The sequence below is a fragment of the Cellulomonas carbonis genome (assembly GCF_014636275.1).
Taxonomy (GTDB): Bacteria; Actinomycetota; Actinomycetes; order Actinomycetales; family Cellulomonadaceae; genus Actinotalea; species Actinotalea carbonis.
Genome location: NZ_BMEB01000001.1, coordinates 942,460 through 965,258, shown reverse-complemented (window position 1 = coordinate 965,258; position 22,799 = coordinate 942,460). Strand labels below are relative to the sequence as shown.

The following is a 22,799-nucleotide window of genomic DNA, read 5'->3' as shown; positions in this document are numbered from 1 at the left end:
GATCGAGGTGGAGGGAGCGGGCGACGGGAATCGAACCCGCGTAGCCAGTTTGGAAGACTGGGGCTCTACCATTGAGCTACGCCCGCACGTGCCCCGGGGGGCAGCGTGGACAGGGTAGCCGGTCGCCGCGCCAGGGCGGGAAACGGGACCGGTCGCGGCCAGTAGGCTCGTCCCCACGGGATGTGGCGCAGGTTGGTAGCGCGTCCGCTTTGGGAGCGGAAGGTCGTCGGTTCGAATCCGTCCATCCCGACCGGTCCCGCACGTGTGCCGTACGATCGGGTGGCCACGCGCCCTCCGCGTTCGCGCGCCCCGCCCCAGACCGCTCGCCCCCCGTGGTGAGCGTGTGACGGGGTCGGGCGCGAGCACGGGTGCGTGGAGCACCGCCAGCACACCCCACCGGGACCGCACGCCGACGCGAGCGGTCCGCCGCCTGCGCCGGGGCCCACCCGGAACACCCGAGCCGTTGGAGACCACTGCAGTGAAGAGCGCCGTCGAGACCCTGGACCCCACCACGGTCAAGCTGACCGTCGAGGTGTCGTACGACGAGCTGAAGCCGAGCATCGACCACGCGTACGAGCACATCGGCTCGCAGGTGCAGATCCCCGGCTTCCGCAAGGGCAAGGTGCCGCCGCGGCTCCTCGAGCAGCGCGTGGGCCGGCCCGCGATCATCGAGCACGCCGTCAACGACGGGATGCCGACGTTCTACCGCCAGGCGGTCAACGAGGCGGACCTGCGCCCCCTCGGCCAGCCCGAGATCGAGGTCACCGAGATCCCCGCGCTGACCGGCACCGAGGGTGGTCTCACCTTCACGGCCCAGGTCGAGGTGCGGCCGGCGTTCGAGCTGCCCGAGCTCTCGGGCCTGACCGTCACGGTCGACGACGTCGCGGTGTCCGACGAGGACGTCGACGCGCGGCTCGACGCGCTGCGCGAGCGGTTCGGGACCCTCGTGGGCGTCGACCGCCCCGCGGCCGAGGGCGACTACGTCGTGCTCGACCTGACGGCGACCGTCGGCGAGGAGGAGGTCGACTCGGTGAGCGGCATCTCCTACCAGATCGGCTCGGGCAACATGCTCGACGGGCTGGACGAGGCGCTCACCGGCCTGTCGGCGGGCGAGACGACGTCGTTCGAGACGGCGCTCGCCGGTGGCGAGCACGCGGGCGAGACCGCTCTGGTCACGGTGACCGCGACGACCGTGAAGACGCGCGAGCTGCCCGACGCCGACGACGAGTTCGCCCAGCTCGCGTCGGAGTTCGACACGCTCGACGAGCTGCGTGAGGACCTGCGCGCCCAGGTCGGCCGCACCAAGGTCCAGAACCAGGCCGTCCAGGCGCGCGACGAGCTCGTCAAGCAGCTCCAGGCCGCGGTGGAGATCCCGGTCCCGTCGGGCGTCGTCGAGGCCGAGGTGCACCGCCACCTCGAGTCCGAGGGACGACTCGAGGACGACGAGCACCGCACCGAGGTCACGGAGCAGGCGCAGGACGCGCTGCGCACGCAGATCCTGCTCGACACGCTCGCCGAGAGGCTCGAGGTCAAGGTCGGCCAGAGCGAGCTGCTCGAGTACCTGGTCTCGGCGTCGCGCCAGTACGGCATGGACCCGAACACGTTCATCCGCACGGTCGACGAGCAGGGCCAGATCCCGGTCATGATCGCCGAGGTCGGGCGGTCGAAGGCCGTCGCGGTCGCGCTGCGCTCGGTCTCGGTCGTGGACTCGACCGGCTCCGCCGTGGACCTGAGCGAGTACATCGGCTCGGACGAGGAGGACGCCGCCGCCGAGGCTGCCGAGCAGGCCGCCACGGAGGCCGCCGACGCCGCGTCGGACAACGACGCCGCCGCCGAGGAGCGCGCCGAGGCCTGACCCGGTCGGGAGCCTTCCGAGAGCCCCGTCCCCGCGTCGTCGGGGGCGGGGCTCTCGGCTGTCCGGGCGCTGCGCGGGTGCCCGGATCGACGCGCCGTGCCGGCGCCGGGCCGCGAGGTCGAGACGTGTCGTCAGCCGCTGGCCCGGGGGACGCGGAGAGCCGCGGGGGAGACGGGTCGGCGTGGGTGCGCCGACAGCGAAAAGGCCCCGCGGCGCGCGTGCCGTGTCGGCTCACCGCGTTAGGGTCGCTGCGAACCGAGAGGGCCGGGGGACTCCCCGGGTGGTCCACGACGAGGAGAGCTGTGAACGGGACGACGCACGCAGACCTGACGCCGCGCGACGCGCGCGGTGAGGGCCCCTCGATGGGCCTCAACGACAGCATCTACAACCGTCTGCTGCGCGAGCGCATCATCTGGCTCGGCTCCGAGGTCCGGGACGAGAACTCGAACGCGATCTGCGCGCAGATGATGCTCCTCGCCGCCGAGGACCCCGAGAAGGACATCTACCTCTACATCAACTCGCCCGGTGGCTCGATCACGGCGGGCATGGCGATCTACGACACGATGCAGTACATCGAGCCGGACGTCGCCACCGTCGCGATGGGCATGGCGGCGTCGATGGGGCAGTTCCTGCTCTCCTCGGGCGCCAAGGGCAAGCGCTACGCGACGCCGCACGCCCGCGTGATGATGCATCAGCCGTCGGGCGGCATCGGCGGGACCGCGACCGACGTGCGCATCAACGCCGAGCTGATCCTCCACATGAAGCGCGTCCTCGCCGAGCTCACGGCCGAGCAGACGGGCAAGAGCGTCGAGCAGATCAACGCGGACGCCGACCGCGACCGCTGGTTCACCGCTCCCGAGGCCCTCGAGTACGGCTTCATCGACCACGTCGTCACGCACGCCCGGTCGGTCAGCGGCGGCGGCGGGACCACCGGGGCCTGAGCGGCCCCGCCCGACGCCCGACGGCCACCACACACCGAGGAGCACCAGTGAGCACCGAGCACCAGTTCATCGCCCGCGCCTCCGCCCTGGCGGGCGGTTTCGGCGGGACCGCCGGCCGTGGCGCGCTGCCGTACGGCACGCCGTCGTCGCGCTACGTCCTGCCCCAGTTCGAGGAGCGCACGGCCTACGGGTTCAAGCGCCAGGACCCCTACACCAAGCTGTTCGAGGACCGGATCATCTTCCTCGGGGTGCAGGTCGACGACGCCTCGGCCGACGACGTGATGGCCCAGCTCCTGGTCCTGGAGAGCCAGGACCCGGACCGCGACATCACGATCTACATCAACTCGCCCGGCGGCTCGTTCACCGCGCTCACGGCGATCTACGACACGATGCAGTACATCAAGCCGCAGATCGCGACGGTGTGCCTCGGTCAGGCCGCGTCGGCCGCCGCGGTGCTCCTCTCGGCCGGCGCCCCCGGCAAGCGGCTGGCGCTGCCGAACGCGCGGGTGCTGATCCACCAGCCCGCGATGGAGGGCGGCGGCTACGCGCAGGCCTCGGACATCGAGATCCACGCGAACGAGCTCATCCGCATGCGCGAGTGGCTCGAGGAGACGCTGGCCCGGCACACGGGCCAGGACGTCGACAAGATCCGCAACGACATCGAGCGCGACAAGATCCTCACCGCGCAGCAGGCGCTCGAGTACGGTCTGGTCGACCAGGTGCTCGCGAGCAGGAAGGCGCCGAGCCTCCCGGCGTGACGTCGACGGCGGGGTGTCGCTCAGGCGGCACCCCGCCCGGCCGATTGGATGACGACACGGTCACGACCGTGGACACGCGCAGCGCCGCGGCTGACAGCCGGGCGGGCGTGGTGTGCAATGGGGGTACGAGCGGGCGTCGGACGCCCACCGGGAGGGAGACAGCAGTGGCACGCATCGGGGAAGGCGCTGACCTGCTGAAGTGCTCCTTCTGCGGAAAGAGCCAGAAGCAGGTCAAGAAGCTCATCGCCGGACCTGGCGTCTACATCTGCGACGAGTGCATCGACCTGTGCAACGAGATCATCGAGGAGGAGCTCGCCGAGGCGACCGAGGTCGGCATGGTCGAGCTCCCCAAGCCGCGGGAGATCTTCGACTTCCTCGAGCAGTACATCGTCGGCCAGGAGCCCGCCAAGCGGTCGCTCGCGGTCGCCGTGTACAACCACTACAAGCGCATCCAGGCGGGCGAGGCCGCCCGCGGCGAGGGTGACGAGGTCGAGCTCGCGAAGTCCAACATCCTGCTCATCGGGCCCACGGGCTGCGGCAAGACGTACCTCGCGCAGACGCTCGCGAAGATGCTCAACGTGCCGTTCGCGATCGCGGACGCGACCGCGCTCACGGAGGCCGGGTACGTCGGCGAGGACGTCGAGAACATCCTCCTCAAGCTCATCCAGGCCGCCGACTACGACGTCAAGAAGGCCGAGACGGGCATCATCTACATCGACGAGGTCGACAAGATCGCCCGCAAGAGCGAGAACCCGTCGATCACGCGCGACGTCTCGGGCGAGGGCGTCCAGCAGGCGCTCCTGAAGATCCTGGAGGGGACGACCGCGTCGGTCCCGCCCCAGGGTGGTCGCAAGCACCCGCACCAGGAGTTCATCCAGATCGACACGACGAACGTGCTGTTCATCGTCGCGGGCGCGTTCGCCGGCCTCGACGAGATCATCACGTCGCGCGCAGGGCGCCGTGGCATCGGCTTCGGGGCCCCGCTGCACTCGGCCGACGACACCGACGTGTTCGGCGACGTCATGCCCGAGGACCTGCTGAAGTTCGGTCTCATCCCCGAGTTCATCGGGCGCGTCCCGGTCATCACCACCGTGTCGCCGCTCGATCAGGCTGCGCTCGTGCGGATCCTCACCGAGCCGCGCAACGCCCTCATCAAGCAGTACCAGCGGATGTTCGAGATCGACGGCGTCGAGCTCGAGTTCACGGCCGACGCCGTCGAGGCGGTCGCGGACCAGGCGCTGCTGCGCGGCACGGGTGCGCGCGGTCTCCGTGCCATCCTCGAGGAGGTCCTCCAGCAGGTGATGTTCGACGTCCCCAGCCGTGACGACGTCGCCCGGGTCGTCATCACCCGCGAGGTGGTTCTCGAGAACGTCAACCCGACGATCGTCCCGCGCGAGGCACCGAAGCGGACCCCCCGCGAGAAGTCGGCCTGACACGCGCGGCGTTGCGTCGCCGCACGCACGTCGCCCGACGAGGGCCCGGTGGGACTCCTACCGGGCCCTCGTGGTCCATCCGGCCGGCCCTGCGCGTCCGTCGTCGGGCGTTCCCGACGCGCGGGTCCAGCGGCAGTCCGGGCCTGCTCGGGGACGCCCGGAGAGGACCCGGAGTCCCGTGGCGGGCGCTGTGCGGACGCGGGCTCGTCCAGCCTGCGGGACGCGCCCATCCGGTGCGGTGAAGAGGTGGCGCAGCCGGGAGCCGTGCACCAAGGTGGGAGGGGACCGACGGGGCGTCCGAGGCGCCCCCAGCGACCGATCGTGAGGTGCTCGATGAAGCTCGACTCGCTCAAGCCCCTGCTCCACCACGGCGGACCGTTGACGACGGTCTGCCTCGACGTGACCCGCGCCGACGAGGCGGGGGACCGCGAGATCCGCAGCCGGTGGAACGGCCTCCGGCGCGAGCTGGAGCATCGTGGAGCGCCGGGCGAGACCCTCGACGCGATCCAGGAGGTCGTGCTCCGGCCGACGCACGTCCCCGGACCGCACGGGCGCTACGTCGTCGCGTCGCGCGACGAGATCCTGTTCGACCACGTCCTCGCGGACCCGCCCGTGCGGGACGAGGCGTTCCACGACGGCACCCCGTCCCTCATGCCCGCCGTCCGCGCGGCCGACGAGGCCGTGCGGTACCTGCTCGTCGAGGTGGACCGGGCGGGCGCGGACCTCAGCTGGTCGGGCGTGGACTCGCACGACGCGGACACCGACCTCGGCCACGTCGAGGGGGGCCACGACGTGCTCCACAAGTTCGGGGGCGGGGGCTGGTCGCACCGACGGTTCCAGGAGCGCGTCGAGGACTCGTGGGAGCGCAACGCCGAGGCGGTCGCGGCCGAGGTCGAGCGACTCGTCACGCGGTACCGCCCCGAGCTCGTGCTGCTGACCGGCGACGTCCGTGCCGTGCCGCTCGTCCGCGACGCCGCCGGCCACGCCACGAAGGAGGTCCTCGTCGACGTCCCGGGCGGGTCGCGCGCCGACGGCGTCAAGGAGGACGTGTTCGCGCGCAACGTGGGTCAGGTCCTCGAGGCCTACCGTGCACGCCGCCGCGAGGCCGTCGTCGACCGTCTGCGTGAGGGCCTGGGCCGCGGCGACGGCGCTGTGACGGAGCTGGGTGACGTCGTCGACGTGCTGCGCAAGGGCCAGGTGGACGAGCTCGTCGTCGTCCGGAACGCGGCGGGCGACTCGGTCGCGCACCTCAACGAGCGGACGCTGTGGGTGGGACCCGAGCCGCTCCAGCTCGGGCTGTCGCGGGGCGACCTCGAGTCGCTCGGCGTCCCGTCGGCGGACCAGCGCGAGCTGCGTGCCGACATCGCGGTGCTGCGCGCCGCGCTCGCGCAGGACGCGGGCTTCACCTTCGCGCTCGAGGGCAGCGTGTCGCTCGTCGACGGGCTCGGCGCGCTGCTGCGCTGGACCGACGCGGCGACGCCTCACGAGACGGCCCCGAGCTACACGGCCGACAGCCACCGCCGCGGCGGTCACAACCAGGGCGCTCGACGTTCCGCGGGACCCGACGTCGGCTGACGGACCGACCGGGAACCGCACCGGCCGGCGTCCACCCGGTCAGCCGGCCGGTGCGGTCCCGTAGAGCGCGTCCACCTCGCTCGCGAAGTCCTCGAGGACCCGCGCGCGACGCACCTTGAGCGACGGCGTCAGGTAGCCGTTGGTCTCGGTGAAGTCGGACGTGAGCACGGAGATCCGCCGGATCGACTCGGCGCGCGAGACGGCCTCGTTCGCGCGCTCCACGGCTCGGTCCAGCGCCGCGACCACCGTCGGGTGGACCGCGGCGGCGGCGACGTCCATGGGCGGCAGCCCGTGACCCGCGAGCCACCCGGGCAGCATCTCGGCGTCGAGCGTCACGAGCGCCCCGATGAACGGCCGGCCGTCACCGACGACGACGACCTGGCTCACGAGCGGGTGGCCGCGCAGCCGGTCCTCGAGCACGGCGGGGGCGACGTTCTTGCCGCCCGCGGTGACGATGATCTCCTTCTTCCGACCGGTGATCCGCAGGCAGCCGTCGTCGTCGATCGTCCCGAGGTCGCCCGTGCGGAACCAGTCGTCGTCGAACGCCTCGGCGGTGGCCTCGGGGTTGCCGCGGTAGCCGCGGAACACGTGCGCCCCGCGGACCTGGATCTCGCCGTCGTCGGCGATCCGGACCGACGCGCCTGGGAAGGGGGGCCCGACCGTGCCGATCCGGACCGAGCCCGGTCGGTTGACGGCGGTCGGTGCGGTCGTCTCGGTCAGCCCGTACCCCTCGAGCACGGTCAGCCCGAGCCCGCGGTAGAAGTGGCCGAGGCGCTCGCCGAGGGGTGCGCCGCCCGAGATCGCGTACCGGGCCGCGCCGCCGAGCGTCGCACGCAGCCGGGACAGGACGAGCCGGTCGGCGAGCGCGTGCTGGGCCCGCAGCGCGGGGCTCGGCCCGTCCGCGGTGTCGAGTGCGCGCGAGTAGACGATCGACGTCTTCGCGGCCCAGCGGAACAGGCGGAGCTTCACGCCCCCCGCGGCCTTCTGCTCGGCCGCGTTGTAGACCTTCTCGAAGACGCGCGGGACGGACAGGATGAACGTCGGGTGGAACGTGCCGAGGTCCGCGACGAGGTTCCTGGTGTCCGGCGTGTGGCCGATGACGGCTCCCGACGCGACGCACAGGACCTCGATGAACCGCGCGAACACGTGCGCGAGCGGCATGAAGAGCAGGGTCCGCGAACCTGGGGCGGCGCACACGTCGTACAGGCCCGCGACGCCCTCGAGGCTCAGCGAGACGAAGTTGCCGTGCGTCAGCTCGACGCCCTTGGGACGCCCCGTCGTCCCGGACGTGTAGATGACGGTCGCGAGGTCGTCCGCGGTCGCGAGCCGGCTGCGCCGCTCGACCTCGGCCGGCTCCACGGAGGCGCCCGCCTCGGCGAGCTCGTCGACGGCGCCCTCCTCGATGACGAGCACGGTGCCGAGGTCCGGCAGGCGGTCGCGGACCGACTCCGTCAGCGTCGCGTGCGCGCGGCTCTCGACCACCGCGAGCCGCACCCCGGCGTCCGCGAGGATCCAGGCGACCTGCTCGGCGGACGACGTCTCGTACACCGGCACGGGCACGCCGCCCGCGGCCCACACCGCGAAGTCGAGGAGCGTCCACTCGTACCGCGTCCGGCTCATGATCGACACCCGGTCGCCCGGCGCGACGCCGAGGGCCACGAGGCCGCGCGCGGCCGCCGCGACCTGGTCGGCGAACTCCTGCACCGTGACGGGTGTCCAGGCGCTCCCGAGCGCGGCCTTCCGCTCGGCGAAGGGGCCGTGCGGGTCGGCCGCGAGCCGGCCCGCGAGCAGGCCGGGGATCGACAGCGTCGGGTCGGGCGTGATGAGGCTCGGACTCGTCGTCTCGCGCACAGGTCTCTCCGGTCTCTCCGGGGCGGGGCGGCTGCCGGGTGGGCTCGTCGACCCTACCGGCGGGGGAGGCCGCCGCCCTGGGTCAGACGTGCCGGTGCGTGGGATCCAGCACGCGCGACAGGAACGACCGCGTGCGGTCCTCGGTCGGCGCGCCGATGACGCGGTCGGCCGTGCCCTGCTCGACGACGAGCCCGTCGTCCATGAAGACGACCCGGTCGGCGACCTCGCGCGCGAAGGCCATCTCGTGCGTGACGACGAGCATCGTCATGCCCGCGTCGGCGAGGTCCCGCATGACCGCGAGGACGTCGCCGACGAGCTCGGGGTCGAGCGCCGACGTCGGCTCGTCGAAGAGCATGAGCGCCGGGTCCATGCTCAGCGCGCGGGCGATCGCGACGCGCTGCTGCTGGCCGCCGGACAGCTGACCCGGCATCGAGGCCGCGCGGTCGGCGAGGCCGACGTGCTCGAGGTTGCGCCGCGCGACCGCCTCCGCCTCCTCGCGCGACCGCTTGAGCACGGTGCGCTGCGCGAGGGTGCAGTTGTCGAGCACCGAGCGGTGCGGGAAGAGGTTGAAGCCCTGGAACACCATGCCGACGTGCGTGCGGACGCGGTCGATGTCGACGTCCGGGTCGGTGACCTCGGTGCCGAGGACGCGCACCGTGCCCGCGGTCGGCTGCTCGAGCAGGTTGACGCACCGCAGGAGGGTCGACTTGCCCGACCCGGACGGCCCGATGACGCACACGACGTCGCCCTGGTCGACCGTGAGGTCGATCCCGCGGAGCACCTCGCGCTCGCCGAAGGACTTGTGCAGGCCCTCGACCTGGACGACGGACGTGCTCGCGCTCATACGTGCCCCTTGTGGCCGGTCGTCCGCTCGAGCCAGCGCGTGACGCTGCTGAGCGGGATCGTGATGAGGAGGTAGACGAGCCCGACGAGGACGACGGCGGTGAGCCCGCCGCCGGCCTGGTTGATCCCGTCGCGGCCCAGCCGGGTGAGCTCGAACTGGCTCGTCGTCAGGCCGAGCCCGAAGATCAGCGAAGTGTCCTTGACCAGGAGCACGGCCTCGTTGGTCAGCGGGGGCAGCACGATGCGGAACGCCTGCGGCACCACCACGTGCAGCATCGTGCGTCCGGGCGACATGCCGAGCGACCGGGCCGCCTCGACCTGACCCTTGGGCACGGCCTGGATCCCCGCGCGCAGGGTCTCGGCGATGTACGCGGCGGACACCATCCCGAGCGCGATGGCGATCTGCAGGACGACGGAGTCGAAGCGCACGTCGAAGGCGGCGGGGACGCCGTAGCCGAACGCGAACACCACGAGCAGCGCTGGGATGCCGCGGAAGAACTCGATGTAGCCCGTGGCGATCGCGCGGTAGACGCGCACGCTCGAGAGCTTCATGAGCGCGAGCACGAGCCCGAGCGCGAGCCCGACGGCGAACGCGGACACGGTGTAGACCAGCGTGTTGAGCGCCGCACGCGGCAGGCGCGGTGCGAGCGCCTGGACGGCCTCGGGGTCGAGGAACGCGTCCGCGAACTGCCGCCAGTTGACCGTGAGCACGAGCACCACCACGAGCACGACGAGCAGCACGTACTGGACGCGGCGCGACATCTCCGCGCGGCGCCGGGGGCTCAGGCCGGTCCGGGGCTCGATCCGGACCGGCTCGACGGCCGGGCTCATCAACCCTCCGACGGCGCGGTGCCGATGTGCGTCTCGTAGATCGCGTCGTACGTGCCGTCCTCGCGGATCCGCTCGAGGGTCGCGTCGACGGCCTCGAGCAGCGCCGTGTTGCCGGTCTCGACGCCGAGCCCGTACTGCTCACCGGTCGTGAACGTCGTGCCGATCTCGAGCTCGTCGTCGGCGAAGGGGCCGAGGACCGCGATGTCGTTGACGACCGCGTCGACCGAGCCGTTGCGCAGCGCCTGCACCTGGAGGCCGAGATCCTCGAACTCGACCGTGCTCAGGCCCTGCTCGGCGGCCCAGTCCAGCCCGGTGGTGGCCTGCTGGACGCCGACCTGCAGACCCTCGAGCGCCTCGACCGAGTCGAGCCCCGAGCCGGCGGCGACGAGCAGACCCTGGTCGGCGTCGAAGTACGGCGCGGAGAAGTCCATGTTCTCCTCGCGCTCCTCGGTGATGGTGATGCCGGACGCGACGACGTCGCAGTTGCCCGCGTTGAGGTCGGCACCGGACTGGATGCCCTCGAAGGGCGTCACGACGACCTCGAGCTCGACGCCGAGGTCGTCGGCGACCTCGCGCACGACGTCGACGTCGAGGCCCACGACCTCGCCGTCCTGCTCGTACTCGAACGGCTCGTAGGGCGGGTTCGTGCACATCGTCAGGACGCCCTCGCGGACGAGCTGGACCTCGCCCGACGCGGCGGCGTCGTCGTCGGTCGCCGTGGAGCTGCAGCCCGCGAGGGCGAGCGCGGACAGCGCGACGGCGGTCGCGGCGGCGTGGGTCCTGGGCATGGTGGTCCCTTCGAGGAGCGGATCAGGCGCGTGAAACTTTATCCGCTCCGCACGATAGGTATGCACACAGGCGCCCCGGTGTGACGAACGTCCCGTCGTCAGCAACCCACCACGGGCGAGGGCCCTGCCGCCCGGGTCGGGTGGCAGGGCCCTCGCTGCGCCTCGCCGGGCCGCACCCGGCCGCGTCGCGTCAGGTGGTCGGCGCCTCGAGCTCGGCGCGCCGGACCTGGGCGACCTCGACGTCGTCCGCGACGAGCCGCAGCGCGACCGTCCGGCCCGCGGCGCGCACGTCGTCGACGGCGAGCTCGACGAGCGCGCGCTGCGCCGCCGGCACCGCGAGCTCGGCCTCGGTGATGACCGTGCGCATCGAGACCTTCGCCTCGGACTTGACCTTGCGCAGCGCGGCGAGCGCCCGGCCCGCGGCGTCGAGCGTCGCGGGGTCCGCGTCGCCGGCCGCCTCGCGCAGCGGTGCCGCCTCGGGCCACGCGGCGCGGTGCACCGAGCCGCTGCGCCACCACGACCAGACCTCCTCGGTCGCGAACGGCAGCACGGGCGCGAGGAGACGCAGGAGCGTGTCGAGCGCGATGCCGAGGGCGGCACGCGCCGACAGCGTCGCGGCGGTCGGCGTCTCGTCGCCCGAGCCGTACGCACGGTCCTTGACGAGCTCGAGGTAGTCGTCGCAGAAGGTCCAGAAGAACGTCTCGGTGAGCTCGAGAGCGCGCGTGTGGTCGTAGGCCTCGAGCGCGGCGGTGGCCTTCTCGACGACGTCCGCGAGCCCCGCGAGCATCGCCCGGTCGAGCGCGACCGTGACCGCCTGCGGGTCGAGCGGACGGTCCAGGTCGGCCTCGCCGGCGAACCCGAGGGCGAACTTGCTCGCGTTGAGGACCTTGATCGCGAGCCGCCGCCCGATCTTCATCTGGCCGACCTCGAACGCCGCGTCCGTGCCGAGCCGCGCGGACGCCGCCCAGTAGCGGACCGCGTCCGAGCCGTGCTCCTCGAGGAGCCCCATGGGCGTCACGACGTTGCCCTTGGACTTCGACATCTTCTTGCGGTCGGGGTCGAGGATCCAGCCGGAGATCGCGGCGTGCTTCCACGGCAGCGAGCCGTGCTCGAGGTGGGACCGCACGACCGTGGAGAACAGCCACGTGCGGATGATGTCCTGGCCCTGCGGGCGCACGTCCATCGGGAAGACGCGCTCGAACAGGTCCGGGTCGGTCTCCCAGCCACCCGCGATCTGCGGCGTGAGCGACGACGTCGCCCAGGTGTCCATGACGTCGGCCTCGCCGACGAACCCCCCGGGCACGCCGCGCTGGTCCTCGGTGTACCCGGGCGGGACGTCGCTGCTGGGGTCGACGGGCAGCGACGCCTCGTCGGGCACGATCGGGTGGTCGTGGTCGACCTCGCCGTCCGCGTCGACCGGGTACCACAGCGGGATGGAGACGCCGAAGAACCGCTGCCGTGAGATGAGCCAGTCGCCGTTGAGGCCGCCGACCCAGTTCTCGTAGCGCACGCGCATGAAGTCGGGGTGGAACTGCAGCTCCCGACCGCGTGCGAGGAGCGCATCGCGCAGGCCCGCGCCCGTGCCCTCGTCGCGTCCGCCGTTGCGGATGTACCACTGGCGCGACGTGACGATCTCGAGGGGCTTGTCGCCCTTCTCGAAGAAGTTCGCCATGCGCTGCGTCGGCGTGGGCTCGCCGTCCAGGTCGCCGGACGCGCGCAGCCCCTCGACGACCGCGGTGCGTGCCGAGAAGGTCGTCTTGCCCGCGAGCTGCTCGTAGTGCTCCCGCCCGGTCTCGGTCGTGACCCACTCGGGCGTCTCGCGCTGCAGGCGCCCGTCGCGCTGGACGACCGAGCGCGTCGGCAGCTGGAGCTCGCGCCACCACTGCACGTCCGTCAGGTCGCCGAACGTGCAGCACATCGCGATGCCCGCACCCTTGTCGGGCTCGGCGGCCGGGTGCGCGAGCACGGGGACCTCGACGTCGAACAGCGGCGAGCGCACGGTGGTGCCGAACAGGTCCTGGTAGCGCTCGTCGTCGGGGTGCGCGACGAGCGCCACGCACGCGGGGATGAGCTCGGGGCGCGTCGTCTCGATGTGCACGGGTCCCGAGCCGTCGGTGCGGTGGAACGCGACGCGGTGGAAGTGGCCCGGGTACTCGCGGGCCTCGAGCTCGGCCTGCGCCACGGCCGTCTGGAACGTCACGTCCCACAGGCCCGGGGCCTCGGCCTGGTATGCCTCGCCGCGCGCGAGGTTGCGCAGGAACGCCTTCTGCGCCACGGCGCGCGCCTTCTCGCCGATGGTCTGGTAGTGGTGCGACCAGTCGACCGAGAGCCCGAGCCGGCGCCACAGGGCCTCGAACTGGCGCTCGTCCTCGACCGTGAGCCGCTCGCACAGCTCGACGAAGTTGCGCCGCGAGATCGGCACCTGGTCGGCCGCCTTGACGCTCTTGCCCTCGGCGCCCTCCAGCGGCGGCACGAAGCCGGCGTCGTACGGCAGGGACGGGTCGCAGCGCACGCCGTAGTAGTTCTGCACGCGGCGCTCGGTGGGCAGCCCGTTGTCGTCCCAGCCCATCGGGTAGAAGACCTCGCGGCCGCGCATCCGCTGGAACCGCGCGACGACGTCCGTGTGCGTGTACGAGAAGACGTGGCCCACGTGCAGCGAGCCCGAGACCGTGGGCGGCGGGGTGTCGATCGAGAACACCTGCTCGCGCGTCGCGGTCCGGTCGAAGGAGTACGTGCCCTGCTCGGCCCAGGCGGCGTCCCACCGGCCCTCGAGGCCGTCCAGGCTCACCTTGTCCGGTACCCGGGACGCCGTCGTCGGCGCCGGGGTGCTGGGGGACGTCGTGGGGAGGTCGCTCATGGGCGCCGATTCTCCCAGACCGCGGGGTCCGCCCGTGCACGCGAGCGGCACGGGAACCCGCAGGGTCTGTCGTCCGTCCTCGGGGTGGGCGACCCTGGGACTCAGGGCCCGTTCAGGGGCCGGTTCAGGGCCGTCCCCGATGTCGGTGCCGGGCTGCGGTCCAGCACGATCGACCCGACACGCGGGACGACGGCGACCCGCGACCACTGCGACGACGAAGGACACGAACATGCGAGCACTGGCCGCGGACCCCGGGGTGGGACCCATCGCCTCCGCGCGGGACCTGGTCAAGACCTACGGCAGGGGAGAGGCGGTCGTCCGGGCGCTGGACGGCGTCTCCGTCGACTTCGCGCGCGGTGAGCTCACCGCGATCATGGGCCCCTCGGGCTCGGGGAAGTCGACGCTGATGCACTGCATGGCGGGGCTCGACACCCCGACGGCGGGCACCGTCGTCGTCGACGGCGAGGACGTGGGCCGGATGAACCAGCGCCGGCTCACGCGCCTGCGCCGCACCCGGCTCGGCTTCGTCTTCCAGGCCTTCAACCTCATCCCCACGCTCACCGCCGAGGAGAACATCCGCCTGCCGCTCGACATCGCGCGGCGGCCCGTCGACCGCGCGTGGTTCGACACCGTGGTGGACGCGGTCGGCCTGCGCGACCGGCTCGACCACCGCCCGGGGGAGCTCTCCGGCGGTCAGCAGCAGCGCGTCGCGTGCGCGCGCGCGCTGATCTCGCGGCCCGCGGTCGTCTTCGCCGACGAGCCCACCGGCAACCTCGACTCGCGGTCGTCGGGCGAGGTGCTGGGCTTCCTGCGGCGCTCGGTCGACGAGCTCGGTCAGGCGATCGTCATGGTCACGCACGACGCGACCGCCGCGTCGTACGCCCACCGCGTGCTGTTCCTCGCCGACGGCCGCCTCGTCGGCGAGCTCGAGGACCCCACGCGCGAGACCGTGCTCGACGCGCTCCGCGGCTTCACGCCCGGCGACGGCGACGGCCACGGACGTCACGAGCAGCCCCTCGCGCAGACCGCCGGCCCGGTGACCCGGTGACCCGGGTCGCGCTGCGGGGCATCCGCAGCCACCTGGGCCGCTTCCTGCTCTCGGTGCTCGCCGTCCTGCTCGGCGTCGCCTTCGTGGCCGGCACGTTCGCGCTGCGGACCATGCTGTCGACCACCTTCTCGGACATCATCGCGAGCTCCGTCGTCGGCGACGCCTACCTGCGCGGCGCGCAGGAGACCTCGACGACGAGCCCGACGGGCCTGGGCACCGAGCGCAACCGGATCCCGCTGTCCGTCGCGGACGACGCCGAGCGCGTCGAGGGCGTCGACCGCGTGCTGCCCGACATCACGGGCCCGATCGTCGTCGTCGGCAGCGAGGGCACCGCGGTCATCAGCGGCAACGGGGCCCCGAGCTTCGCGATGGCCATGTACGACGACGACCCGTCGGTCGAGCTCGTGGACGGACGTGCGCCGCAGGGCCCCGACGAGGTCGCGCTCGAGTCGTCGACGCTCGAGGCGTCGGGCCTCGCAGTCGGCGACCGGACGACCGTCGTGGTCGGCGGGGCGCTCGCCGAGGTCGAGGTCGTCGGCGAGGCCGCCTTCGCGGCGCCGCTCGCGGGTGCCGTCATCGTCATGCTCGACGTCGACACCGCCACGGCGGCGTACGCGCCCGACGGCACCGTCGCGACCATGGCGGTGTACGGCGAGGAGGGCACGACGCAGGAGGGGCTCGTCGACGCGCTGTCCGCCGCCGTGGGCGACGACACCGTCGCGGCCGTCACGGGCGAGCTGCTGCGCGAGGAGTCCGAGGAGCAGGTCCAGTCGGCGCTCGGCTTCGTCTCGACGTTCCTGCTCGTGTTCGCCGCGATCTCGCTCTTCGTCGGCGCGTTCATCATCGCCAACACGTTCCAGATGGTCGTCCGTCAGCGTCAGCGCGAGTACGCGATGCTGCGCGCCGTGGGGGCCTCGCCGCTCCAGGTCTTCTCGACGATCCTCGTGCAGGCGGCGGTCGTCGGCCTGCTCGGGTCGGCGCTCGGCGTCGGCGCGGGTGTCGGCCTCGTCGCGGCACTGCGCGGGTTCTTCGCGACCATGGGCATGGAGCTGTCCGGCCGGATCCCGCTCGACGGCTTCACGGTGGTCGTCTCGGTCGTCACGGGCACGGTCGTGAGCCTCGTCGCGGCGGCCGTCCCGGCGCGACGGGCGGCGCTCACGCCGCCCGTCGAGGCCATGCGCGACGAGGTCGTCACGCACGACCGCAGGTCGGTCGTGCGGGCCGCCGCGGGTGCGGTGCTGCTCGTCGGCGGGATCGCGGCCGTCGCGCTCGCGGTGCGTGGCACCGAGGACGCCGGCACGGTCCTCGGCCTCGGCGCGGCGTCGGTCGTCGTGTCGGTCCTGCTGCTCGCGCCGACGGTCGTCCCGGCCGCCCTCGGCGTCCTCGCGGCACCCGCCGTCGCGCTCGTCCGGCCGCTCGGCGCGCTCGCGCGCGGCAACGTGACGCGGGTCCCGCGCCGCACCGCCAGCACGGCGAGCGCGCTCATGATCGGCATGGCGCTCGTCGGGGCGGCGTCGGTCCTCGCGGCGTCGACGCAGGCCTCGACGCGCGTCATCGTCGAGAACGAGTCGACGTCCGACCTGCTCGTGCAGTCGGCCACGCAGGCCGTCCCCGAGGAGGTCGTGGGTGCGGTCGCCGCGCTCGACGGCGTCGACCGTGCCGACCCGGTGCGGTTCGCCGCGCTGACCGTCGACGGGACGTCGGACTTCGGCCTCGGCCTGCCCGCGGGCGCGTTCGGCTCGGCGCTCGACGTGGAGGTGGTCGAGGGGTCGACCGACCGCATGGCCGACGGCGAGGTCGCGGTCCAGCGCAGCCGCGCGGAGGACGAGGGCTGGTCGGTGGGCGACACCGTGACGGTCGGTGCGGGCCTAGGCGAGCGCGAGCTGACGATCGGTGCCGTGATCGACTCGCGGGCGCTCGGTGCGCCCGTGGTCCTCCCCGAGGACGTCTTCACCGAGCTGGTCCCGACGACCGAGGCCGTGATCGACACGGTGTTCGTCGTCGCCGTGGAGGGAGCGGACCTCGACGCGCTGCGCGACGACGTGACCGACGTCGTGCGCCCGTACGTCGTCGTCTCGGTGCTCGACAACGAGCAGTTCGCGGACGAGCTCGCCGACCAGGTCGACCAGGTGCTCGTGATCCTCTACGCGCTCCTGGGCCTGTCGATCGTGATCGCGGTGCTCGGCATCGTCAACACGCTCGCGCTGTCGATCGCGGAGCGCACCCGGGAGATCGGCCTGCTCCGCGCGGTCGGCCTCGGGCGGCTCCAGCTCGCGACCGTCGTGACGATCGAGTCGGTCCTCACCGCGGTCTTCGGGACGGTCCTCGGGCTCGTGGTCGGCACCGGGCTCGCCGCGACGCTGCCGCAGGTGTTCGCCGACGAGGGGCTCACCGAGCTCGCCGTCCCGTGGGGCCAGCTCGGCGTCCTGCTCGGGCTCGCCGTCGTCATCGGCGCGGTCGCGGCCCTGTGGCCCGCGATCCGGGCCGCCCGGATGGACGTGCTCGACGCGGTCTCCTACGAGTGACCCTCCCGGCCCGGTCCGTGCCCCGCGCACGGGCCGGGCCGGCGTCGTCCGTGCCGCACGGCCGCGCCGTACGCAGGCGCGGCCCGGGTGTGCCCCGTGCGGTGCCGCGTGGGTAGTGTCGCCAGGGACGGGCCGGACGCGCCGGCCGACGAGGACGTGAGGTGTCGTGTGGCAGGTCTGGCGGTCGGGTACGCGGCGGCGCTCGAGCAGTTCCACCCGACGGAGATCGTCGAGTACAGCGTCCTGGCCGAGCAGCACGGCTTCTCGGGCGTGATGGCGGCCGACCACTTCCAGCCGTGGGTCCCCGCGCAGGGGCACGCCGCCTTCGTGTGGAACGTCCTGTCGGCCCTCGGCGAGCGCACGACGGGCGACCTCGGCCCGGGCGTCACCGCGCCCACCTTCCGCTGGCACCCCGCGCTCGTCGCGCAGGCGTCGGCGACGCTGGCGGCGATGTACCCGGGACGGCACTGGCTCGGTCTCGGCTCGGGCGAGGCGCTCAACGAGCACATCCTCGGCACGTACTGGCCCGAGGCGCCCGAGCGGATCAACCGCATGTTCGAGGCCATCGAGATCATCAAGAAGCTCTTCCAGTCGGGCCTCACCGGCAAGGACGTCAAGCACTCGGGCACCTTCTACAAGCTCGAGTCCACGCGGCTGTGGACGATGCCCGAGACGCCGCCCGAGATCCTCGTGGCGACGGCCGGCCCCGTGACCGCCAAGCGCACGGGCCGTCACGCCGACGGCCTCATCACCGTGGGCGCGCCGCTGGAGAAGATCAGCGGGCTCTTCGCGAAGTTCGAGGAGGGTGCGCGTGAGGCTGGCAAGGACCCCTCGACCATGCCCAAGGTGCTCCAGGTCCACGTGTCGTGGGCCGAGACCGACGAGCAGGCCATGGCGAACGCGCTCGAGCAGTGGCCCAACGGCGGCATGAAGTTCCCCAAGGGCGACATCCGCTCGCCGCACGACTTCGAGGCCATGGCCAAGCTCGTGCGGCCCGAGGACTTCGCGGGGCGCATGGTCGTCTCCGCCGACCCCGACGTGCACCGCGCCGAGCTGCAGAAGTACGTCGACCTCGGCTTCGACCGGATCTACCTGCACAACGTCGGACGCAACCAGCGCGAGTGGATCGAGGTCTTCGGCCGCGACGTGCTGCCGCACCTGTCGCGGTGACGCGGCCGTCGTCGCGCCTGGCGGTGTGGGCGCCCGACGGGATGGGCGAGGTCGGGCCCGGTGACGACCTCGCGCGGCTCGTCGGCGACCTGCTCGAGGCCGAGGGCCTCGCGGACGGCGACGTCGTCGTCGTCACGAGCAAGGTCGTGTCGAAGGCCGAGGGCCGCGTCGTCGCCGCGGCGGACCGCGAGGACGCGATCACGGCGGAGACCGTGCGCGTCGTCGCGACGCGGGTGCACGCGCACGGGACCCTACGGATCGTCGAGAACCGGCTCGGGCTGGTCATGGCGGCCGCCGGTGTCGACGCGAGCAACACGCCCGAGGGCACCGTCCTGCTGCTGCCCGAGGACCCGGACGCGTCCGCGCGACGCCTGCGGGCCGCGCTCGCGGACCGGTTCGGCGTGCGCCTGGCGGTCGTGGTGACCGACACCGCGGGGCGCGCGTGGCGCGAGGGCCTCACCGACATCGCGATCGGCGCGGCAGGGCTGCGCGTGCTGGACGACCTGCGCGGCGGCACGGACTCGCACGGCAGGCCGCTCGTCGTGACCGTCACCGCGGTCGCCGACGAGGTCGCCGCCGCGAGCGAGCTCGTGCGTGGCAAGGCGGGCGGTCGGCCCGTCGCCGTCGTCCGGGGCCTCGCCGCCCACGTGACCGACGACGACGGACCGGGTGCGCGCGTCCTCGTCCGGCCCGCCGAGCAGGACATGTTCCGCGAGGGCTCGGCCGAGGCCTACGCCCGCGGGGTCGCCGACGCGCGGGCCGACACCGATCGGGCGCCGAGCGCCTGAGCCGCGTCGACGCGGCGACCGACCTGGCGACCGACCGGCCGGCCCCGCCGTCAGCCCTTCGCGGCGCGTGCCGCGGCCTTCGCCGCGCGCTTGGTCTCGCGGACCCGACCGAGCGACCCGGCGTCCGTGACGTCCGCGATCGAGCGGTGCGCGCCCTCCTCGCCGTAGGCACCCGCGACCTCGCGCCACCCCAGAGGGGTGACGCCACGCTGCTTGCCGAGCAGGGCGAGGAAGATCCGTGCCTTCTGGTCGCCGAACCCGGGGAGGGCCTTGAGCCGGCGCAGCACCTCGCGCGCGTCGGGGTCGCCGTCGGTCCACAGGCGCGTCACGTCGCCGTCGTGCTCGTCGACGACCGCGCGCGCGACCGCCTGGATGCGGCCGGCCATCGAGCCGGGGTAGCGGTGCACCGCGGGCGGCGTCGCGCACAGCGCCGCGAAGTCCTCGGGGTCGGCGTCCGCGATCCGCCGAGGGTCGAGGCCGCCCATCCGTTCGGCGATCTTGTGCGGGCCCGCGAAGGCCGTCTCCATCGCGACCTGCTGGTCCAGCAGCATGCCGACCAGGAGCGCGAACGGGTCGTCGTCGAGCAGGCGGTCCGCCTCCGGGTCACCGGTGAGCCACAGGGAAGCCATGGACGTCATCGTGCCACCGCGCCGTGCGCGCCGGGCCCTCCGAGCGGGTCGAACGTCAGGACGGGCCGCCCGGTGACGGGGTGCTCGAGCACGTGGCACCGCACGCCGTAGACGGGCTCGAGGACGGCCGGCGTCAGCACGTCCCGCACGCCGCCCGCCGCCACGACGCGGCCGCGCGCGAGGAGCACGACGTGGTCGCACGACGACGCCGCGAGGTTGAGGTCGTGCAGCGCGGCGACGACCGTCACGCCGCGCTGAGTGAGCCCCCGCAGCAGGTGCAGCAGGTCGAGCTGCGCGTGGACGTCGAGGTGGTTGGTCGGCTCGTCCAGCAGCAGGAGCCGCGGCTCCTGCGCGAGCGCGCGGGCGACGTGCACGCGCTGGCGCTCGCCGCCCGACAGCGTCCCGAGGACGCGGTCGGCGAGCTCACCCGCCCCGGCCTCCGCGAGCGCCGCGTCGACCACCTCGAGGTCGTGCCGTGACGTCCCCGCCCACGGCCCGCCGTGGGGCGTGCGCCCCAGCAGCACCGCGTCCCGCACGGTGAGCGGGACCTCGGCGACCGCCTCCTGCTCGACCAGGGCGAGCCGCCTCGCGCGCTCGCGGCGCCGCAGCGCGAGCAGGTCCTCGCCGTCGAGCACCGCCCCGCCGCGGTCGGCCCGCACGACGCCCGCGACGAGGCGCAGGAGCGTCGACTTCCCGGCCCCGTTGGGGCCGAGCAGGCCCGTGAGGGCACCCGTCGGGGGCGTGCAGTCGACGCCGTCGACGACGAGGCGCCCGTCGACCGACCACGAGAGGTCCTCCAGGCGCAGGCTCATCCGAGCGCCCCCGCCCGCGAGCGGTGACGCCACAGCAGGAGTGCGAACGCCGGCGCACCGAGGAACGCCGTGACGATCCCGACGGGGAGCTCCCGGGGCTCGAAGAGCGTGCGCGCCGCGGTGTCCGCCCACACGAGGAACGTGGCGCCCGCGAGCGCCGAGAGCGGCAGGAGCCGGCGGTGCGCAGCGCCCGCGACCAGGCGCACCGCGTGCGGGAGGATCAGCCCGACGAAGCCGATCGACCCGCTCACGGCGACCAGGGCGCCGGTCAGGAGCGCGACGACGGTCAGCAGCGCCCAGCGCGTGCGGTCGACCTCGACGCCGAGCGCCGACGCCGCCGTGTCCCCGAACGCGAACGCGTCGAGCGTGCGCCCGCTCAGGGTCAGCAGCGTGCCGAGCGCGACGAGCGCGCCGCCCGCGATCGCGACCGAGCCCCAGGTCGCCCCTGCGAGCGAGCCCATGAGCCACGCGAGGATCTCGCGGTAGGAGTCGCCCGTCGCGGACCAGAAGATGACGAACGACGTGCCCGCGGCGGCGAGGTGTCCCACGGCGAGGCCGGCGAGGATCGTGCGCGCGGGCGTGATGCGGCCCAGCGAGCCCGCCAGGCCGAGGGCGGCGGCGAGCGCGAGCACCGCACCCGCGAACGCCGCCACGGGGAGCAGGACGGCCGCGCCGAGCACGAGGACCGCGACGGCGCCCAGGGACGCGCCCCCCGAGAGGCCGAGGAGGTAGGGGTCGGCGAGCGGGTTGCGGGTCAGGCCCTGCATGACCGCGCCCGCGAGCGCGAGGCCGGCACCCACCGCGGCCGCGGTGAGCACGCGCGGGAACCGCAGCTGCCACACGATCCCGTCGCGCAGCGCGTCCATCCCGGGCGCGCCCGGCGCGCCCGTGACGTGGTGCCACGCCGTCCGCCAGACGTCCGTGACGGCGATGTCCGCGGGCCCGATCGTGACGGCGACCGTGACCGAGAGCGCGAGCGCGACGACCCCGATGCCCGCGAGCAGCCCCGCGGGGACCGCGCGCGGGGCTGCCGGGACCGAGGACCCGCCCGTCATCCGAGGTCGAGCGCTGCGAGCTGCCGGGCGAGCTCGGCCGCGGCCTCGACGTTGCGGACCCCGGCCTCGGACGCGGGGAAGGGCACGACGAGGTACCGCTCCTCGCGCACCGCGGTGAGGTTCTGCGTCGCGGGGCTCGTGGCCAGGAACTCCTTCTTCGACTCGGCGCTGTTCCAGTCCGCGTCGACGAGCACGACCACGTCGGGGTCGGCCGCGGCGACCGTCTCCCAGCCGAGCGAGGACCACGTGTCCGCCACGTCGGCGGCGACGTTCCGCAGACCGACGGCGTCGAGGATCATCTGCGGCGCGCCGATCCCGGCCCCGACGTACGGGATGTCCGTGCCCGACGAGTACCACAGGGCCGTGAGCCCGCGGTCGTCGGCCTCGACGTCCGCGAGTGCGGCGCGCTGCTCCTCGACGAGGTCCGTCGCGGCGTCGCTCGCGCCGAGCACTCGCCCGGCCTCCTCGATGCCCGCGAACACGTCGTCGAACGTCAGGCGGTCCGGCTGGTACGCCGGGTCCTTGCACGCGGACGGCGAGACGTACGTCGCGACGCCGAGCCCCGCGAGGACGTCCCGCTCACCCGCGCCCTCACCGGTGAGGTTCGACTCCCACCCGGCCATCACCAGGTCGGGCCGGGCCTCGAGCACGACCTCCGACGACGGGACGCGCTCGGCGAGCACGGGGAGGTCGCCCGCCTCGTCGGCGAGGTCGTCGGGCACCGGCCCGTCGGGGAACCCGGTCCCGACGACGCGGTCGCCTGCCCCGAGCGCGAGCACGAGCTCGGTCATGCTCGACTTGATGGTGACGACGCGCTCGGGCGGCGCCTCGAGCGTCACCTCGACGCCGCAGTTGTCGACCGTGACGGGGAACGCCGACGCGTCCGACCTGCCCGCCGTGACGGCCGCCGGCTCGCCGGTCGGCTGCGTGGCCGGCGCCGAGCACGCGACGAGGCCGACGCACCCGAGGAGGCCGACGACGGGCGCGACGAGGAGGCGGGGGGTTGTGGGCACGACGGCGCTCCAGGGTTCCGTGGGGAG

The 22,799-nt window shown here is 73.5% G+C and carries 18 protein-coding genes and 2 tRNA genes; 10 read left to right on the top strand and 10 right to left on the bottom strand.

The features are described 5' to 3' along the window. Positions 1-15: 15 nt before the first annotated feature. Positions 16-86 (bottom strand) — tRNA-Gly (locus tag IEV86_RS04420). Positions 87-176: 90 nt separating this feature from the next. Between IEV86_RS04420 and IEV86_RS04415 the strand changes: the two genes are divergently transcribed. The 6 genes from IEV86_RS04415 (at position 177) to IEV86_RS04390 (ending at position 6,562) form a co-directional block, all read left to right on the top strand. Then, positions 177-250: transfer RNA gene (locus tag IEV86_RS04415), tRNA-Pro, on the top strand. Between the two features lie 228 nt (positions 251-478). Then, positions 479-1,855 (top strand): trigger factor, encoded by a 1,377-nt coding sequence (tig, locus tag IEV86_RS04410; protein WP_043603444.1) that lies wholly within the window; start codon positions 479-481, stop codon positions 1,853-1,855. Between the two features lie 362 nt (positions 1,856-2,217). Beyond that, complete coding sequence (locus tag IEV86_RS04405) at positions 2,218-2,796, top strand: ATP-dependent Clp protease proteolytic subunit (RefSeq protein WP_052425920.1); 579 nt, start codon at positions 2,218-2,220, stop codon at positions 2,794-2,796. A gap of 47 nt (positions 2,797-2,843) precedes the next feature. Next, positions 2,844-3,554, top strand: coding sequence for an ATP-dependent Clp protease proteolytic subunit (locus tag IEV86_RS04400; RefSeq protein WP_043603441.1), 711 nt, complete (start codon positions 2,844-2,846; stop codon positions 3,552-3,554). A gap of 164 nt (positions 3,555-3,718) precedes the next feature. Beyond that, positions 3,719-4,987, top strand: coding sequence for an ATP-dependent Clp protease ATP-binding subunit ClpX (gene clpX, locus IEV86_RS04395; RefSeq protein ID WP_043603438.1), 1,269 nt, complete (start codon positions 3,719-3,721; stop codon positions 4,985-4,987). A 333-nt stretch (positions 4,988-5,320) separates the two neighbouring features. Continuing rightward, positions 5,321-6,562: a baeRF2 domain-containing protein gene (locus IEV86_RS04390; RefSeq protein WP_052425911.1), complete on the top strand. Its 1,242-nt coding sequence runs from the start codon at positions 5,321-5,323 to the stop codon at positions 6,560-6,562. Positions 6,563-6,601: 39 nt separating this feature from the next. On the opposite strand, the gene IEV86_RS04385 is transcribed toward IEV86_RS04390, so the two are convergent. From IEV86_RS04385 to valS, 5 genes are all read right to left on the bottom strand, one after another. Beyond that, positions 6,602-8,413, bottom strand: a complete 1,812-nt coding sequence (locus IEV86_RS04385) for an AMP-dependent synthetase/ligase (RefSeq protein ID WP_043603435.1) — start codon at positions 8,411-8,413, stop codon at positions 6,602-6,604. A gap of 82 nt (positions 8,414-8,495) precedes the next feature. Next, positions 8,496-9,257: an amino acid ABC transporter ATP-binding protein gene (locus tag IEV86_RS04380; protein WP_188484553.1), complete on the bottom strand. Its 762-nt coding sequence runs from the start codon at positions 9,255-9,257 to the stop codon at positions 8,496-8,498. Further along, positions 9,254-10,087: an amino acid ABC transporter permease gene (locus IEV86_RS04375; RefSeq protein WP_052425910.1), complete on the bottom strand. Its 834-nt coding sequence runs from the start codon at positions 10,085-10,087 to the stop codon at positions 9,254-9,256. The genes IEV86_RS04380 and IEV86_RS04375 overlap by 4 nt, the downstream gene beginning before the upstream one ends. Next, complete coding sequence (locus IEV86_RS04370) at positions 10,087-10,875, bottom strand: transporter substrate-binding domain-containing protein (protein WP_052425909.1); 789 nt, start codon at positions 10,873-10,875, stop codon at positions 10,087-10,089. Before IEV86_RS04370 ends, IEV86_RS04375 begins: the two co-directional genes overlap by 1 nt. 190 nt (positions 10,876-11,065) lie before the next feature. Beyond that, positions 11,066-13,732 carry a valine--tRNA ligase gene (valS, locus tag IEV86_RS04365; protein WP_043603432.1) on the bottom strand — a complete coding sequence of 889 codons (2,667 nt, stop codon included), beginning with the start codon at positions 13,730-13,732 and terminating at the stop codon, positions 11,066-11,068. Positions 13,733-13,961: 229 nt separating this feature from the next. Here valS and IEV86_RS04360 point away from each other — a divergent pair, with 229 nt between their 5' ends. From IEV86_RS04360 to IEV86_RS04345, 4 genes are all read left to right on the top strand, one after another. Further along, positions 13,962-14,780, top strand: a complete 819-nt coding sequence (locus IEV86_RS04360; RefSeq protein ID WP_052425908.1) for an ABC transporter ATP-binding protein — start codon at positions 13,962-13,964, stop codon at positions 14,778-14,780. Beyond that, a complete protein-coding gene (locus IEV86_RS04355; protein ID WP_043603429.1) occupies positions 14,777-17,305 on the top strand; it encodes an ABC transporter permease in 2,529 nt (842 codons plus the stop codon). Before IEV86_RS04360 ends, IEV86_RS04355 begins: the two co-directional genes overlap by 4 nt. Positions 17,306-17,473: 168 nt before the next feature. Next, positions 17,474-18,475, top strand: coding sequence for a TIGR03557 family F420-dependent LLM class oxidoreductase (locus IEV86_RS04350; protein WP_043603427.1), 1,002 nt, complete (start codon positions 17,474-17,476; stop codon positions 18,473-18,475). Then, positions 18,472-19,263: a coenzyme F420-0:L-glutamate ligase gene (locus IEV86_RS04345; protein WP_043603425.1), complete on the top strand. Its 792-nt coding sequence runs from the start codon at positions 18,472-18,474 to the stop codon at positions 19,261-19,263. The genes IEV86_RS04350 and IEV86_RS04345 overlap by 4 nt, the downstream gene beginning before the upstream one ends. A gap of 50 nt (positions 19,264-19,313) precedes the next feature. On the opposite strand, the gene IEV86_RS04340 is transcribed toward IEV86_RS04345, so the two are convergent. From IEV86_RS04340 to IEV86_RS04325, 4 genes are read right to left on the bottom strand one after another with little or no spacing between them, the layout of a single operon-like run. Then, on the bottom strand, positions 19,314-19,892 hold the full coding sequence (locus tag IEV86_RS04340; protein ID WP_043603422.1) for an HhH-GPD-type base excision DNA repair protein: 579 nt from the start codon (positions 19,890-19,892) through the stop codon (positions 19,314-19,316). 5 nt (positions 19,893-19,897) lie between these two features. Then, entirely contained in the window at positions 19,898-20,704 is an 807-nt protein-coding gene (locus IEV86_RS04335) for a putative F420-0 ABC transporter ATP-binding protein (RefSeq protein WP_043603478.1), read from the bottom strand. Then, positions 20,701-21,759 (bottom strand): putative F420-0 ABC transporter permease subunit, encoded by a 1,059-nt coding sequence (locus IEV86_RS04330; RefSeq protein WP_043603419.1) that lies wholly within the window; start codon positions 21,757-21,759, stop codon positions 20,701-20,703. Before IEV86_RS04330 ends, IEV86_RS04335 begins: the two co-directional genes overlap by 4 nt. Beyond that, positions 21,756-22,772, bottom strand: coding sequence for a putative F420-0 ABC transporter substrate-binding protein (locus IEV86_RS04325; RefSeq protein WP_043603476.1), 1,017 nt, complete (start codon positions 22,770-22,772; stop codon positions 21,756-21,758). The genes IEV86_RS04330 and IEV86_RS04325 overlap by 4 nt, the downstream gene beginning before the upstream one ends. Positions 22,773-22,799: the final 27 nt, after the last annotated feature.

Bases quoted from the DNA above. Each gene is read 5' to 3' on its own strand.
- IEV86_RS04340 (WP_043603422.1), bottom strand. From the start codon at position 19,892: ATGGCTTCCCTGTGGCTCACCGGTGACCCGGAGGCGGACCGCCTGCTC.
- valS (WP_043603432.1), bottom strand. From the start codon at position 13,732: ATGAGCGACCTCCCCACGACGTCCCCCAGCACCCCGGCGCCGACGACG.
- IEV86_RS04335 (WP_043603478.1), bottom strand. From the start codon at position 20,704: ATGAGCCTGCGCCTGGAGGACCTCTCGTGGTCGGTCGACGGGCGCCTC.
- IEV86_RS04370 (WP_052425909.1), bottom strand. From the start codon at position 10,875: ATGCCCAGGACCCACGCCGCCGCGACCGCCGTCGCGCTGTCCGCGCTC.
- IEV86_RS04360 (WP_052425908.1), top strand. From the start codon at position 13,962: ATGCGAGCACTGGCCGCGGACCCCGGGGTGGGACCCATCGCCTCCGCG.
- IEV86_RS04380 (WP_188484553.1), bottom strand. From the start codon at position 9,257: ATGAGCGCGAGCACGTCCGTCGTCCAGGTCGAGGGCCTGCACAAGTCC.
- IEV86_RS04330 (WP_043603419.1), bottom strand. From the start codon at position 21,759: ATGACGGGCGGGTCCTCGGTCCCGGCAGCCCCGCGCGCGGTCCCCGCG.
- IEV86_RS04390 (WP_052425911.1), top strand. From the start codon at position 5,321: ATGAAGCTCGACTCGCTCAAGCCCCTGCTCCACCACGGCGGACCGTTG.
- IEV86_RS04375 (WP_052425910.1), bottom strand. From the start codon at position 10,087: ATGAGCCCGGCCGTCGAGCCGGTCCGGATCGAGCCCCGGACCGGCCTG.
- IEV86_RS04405 (WP_052425920.1), top strand. From the start codon at position 2,218: ATGGGCCTCAACGACAGCATCTACAACCGTCTGCTGCGCGAGCGCATC.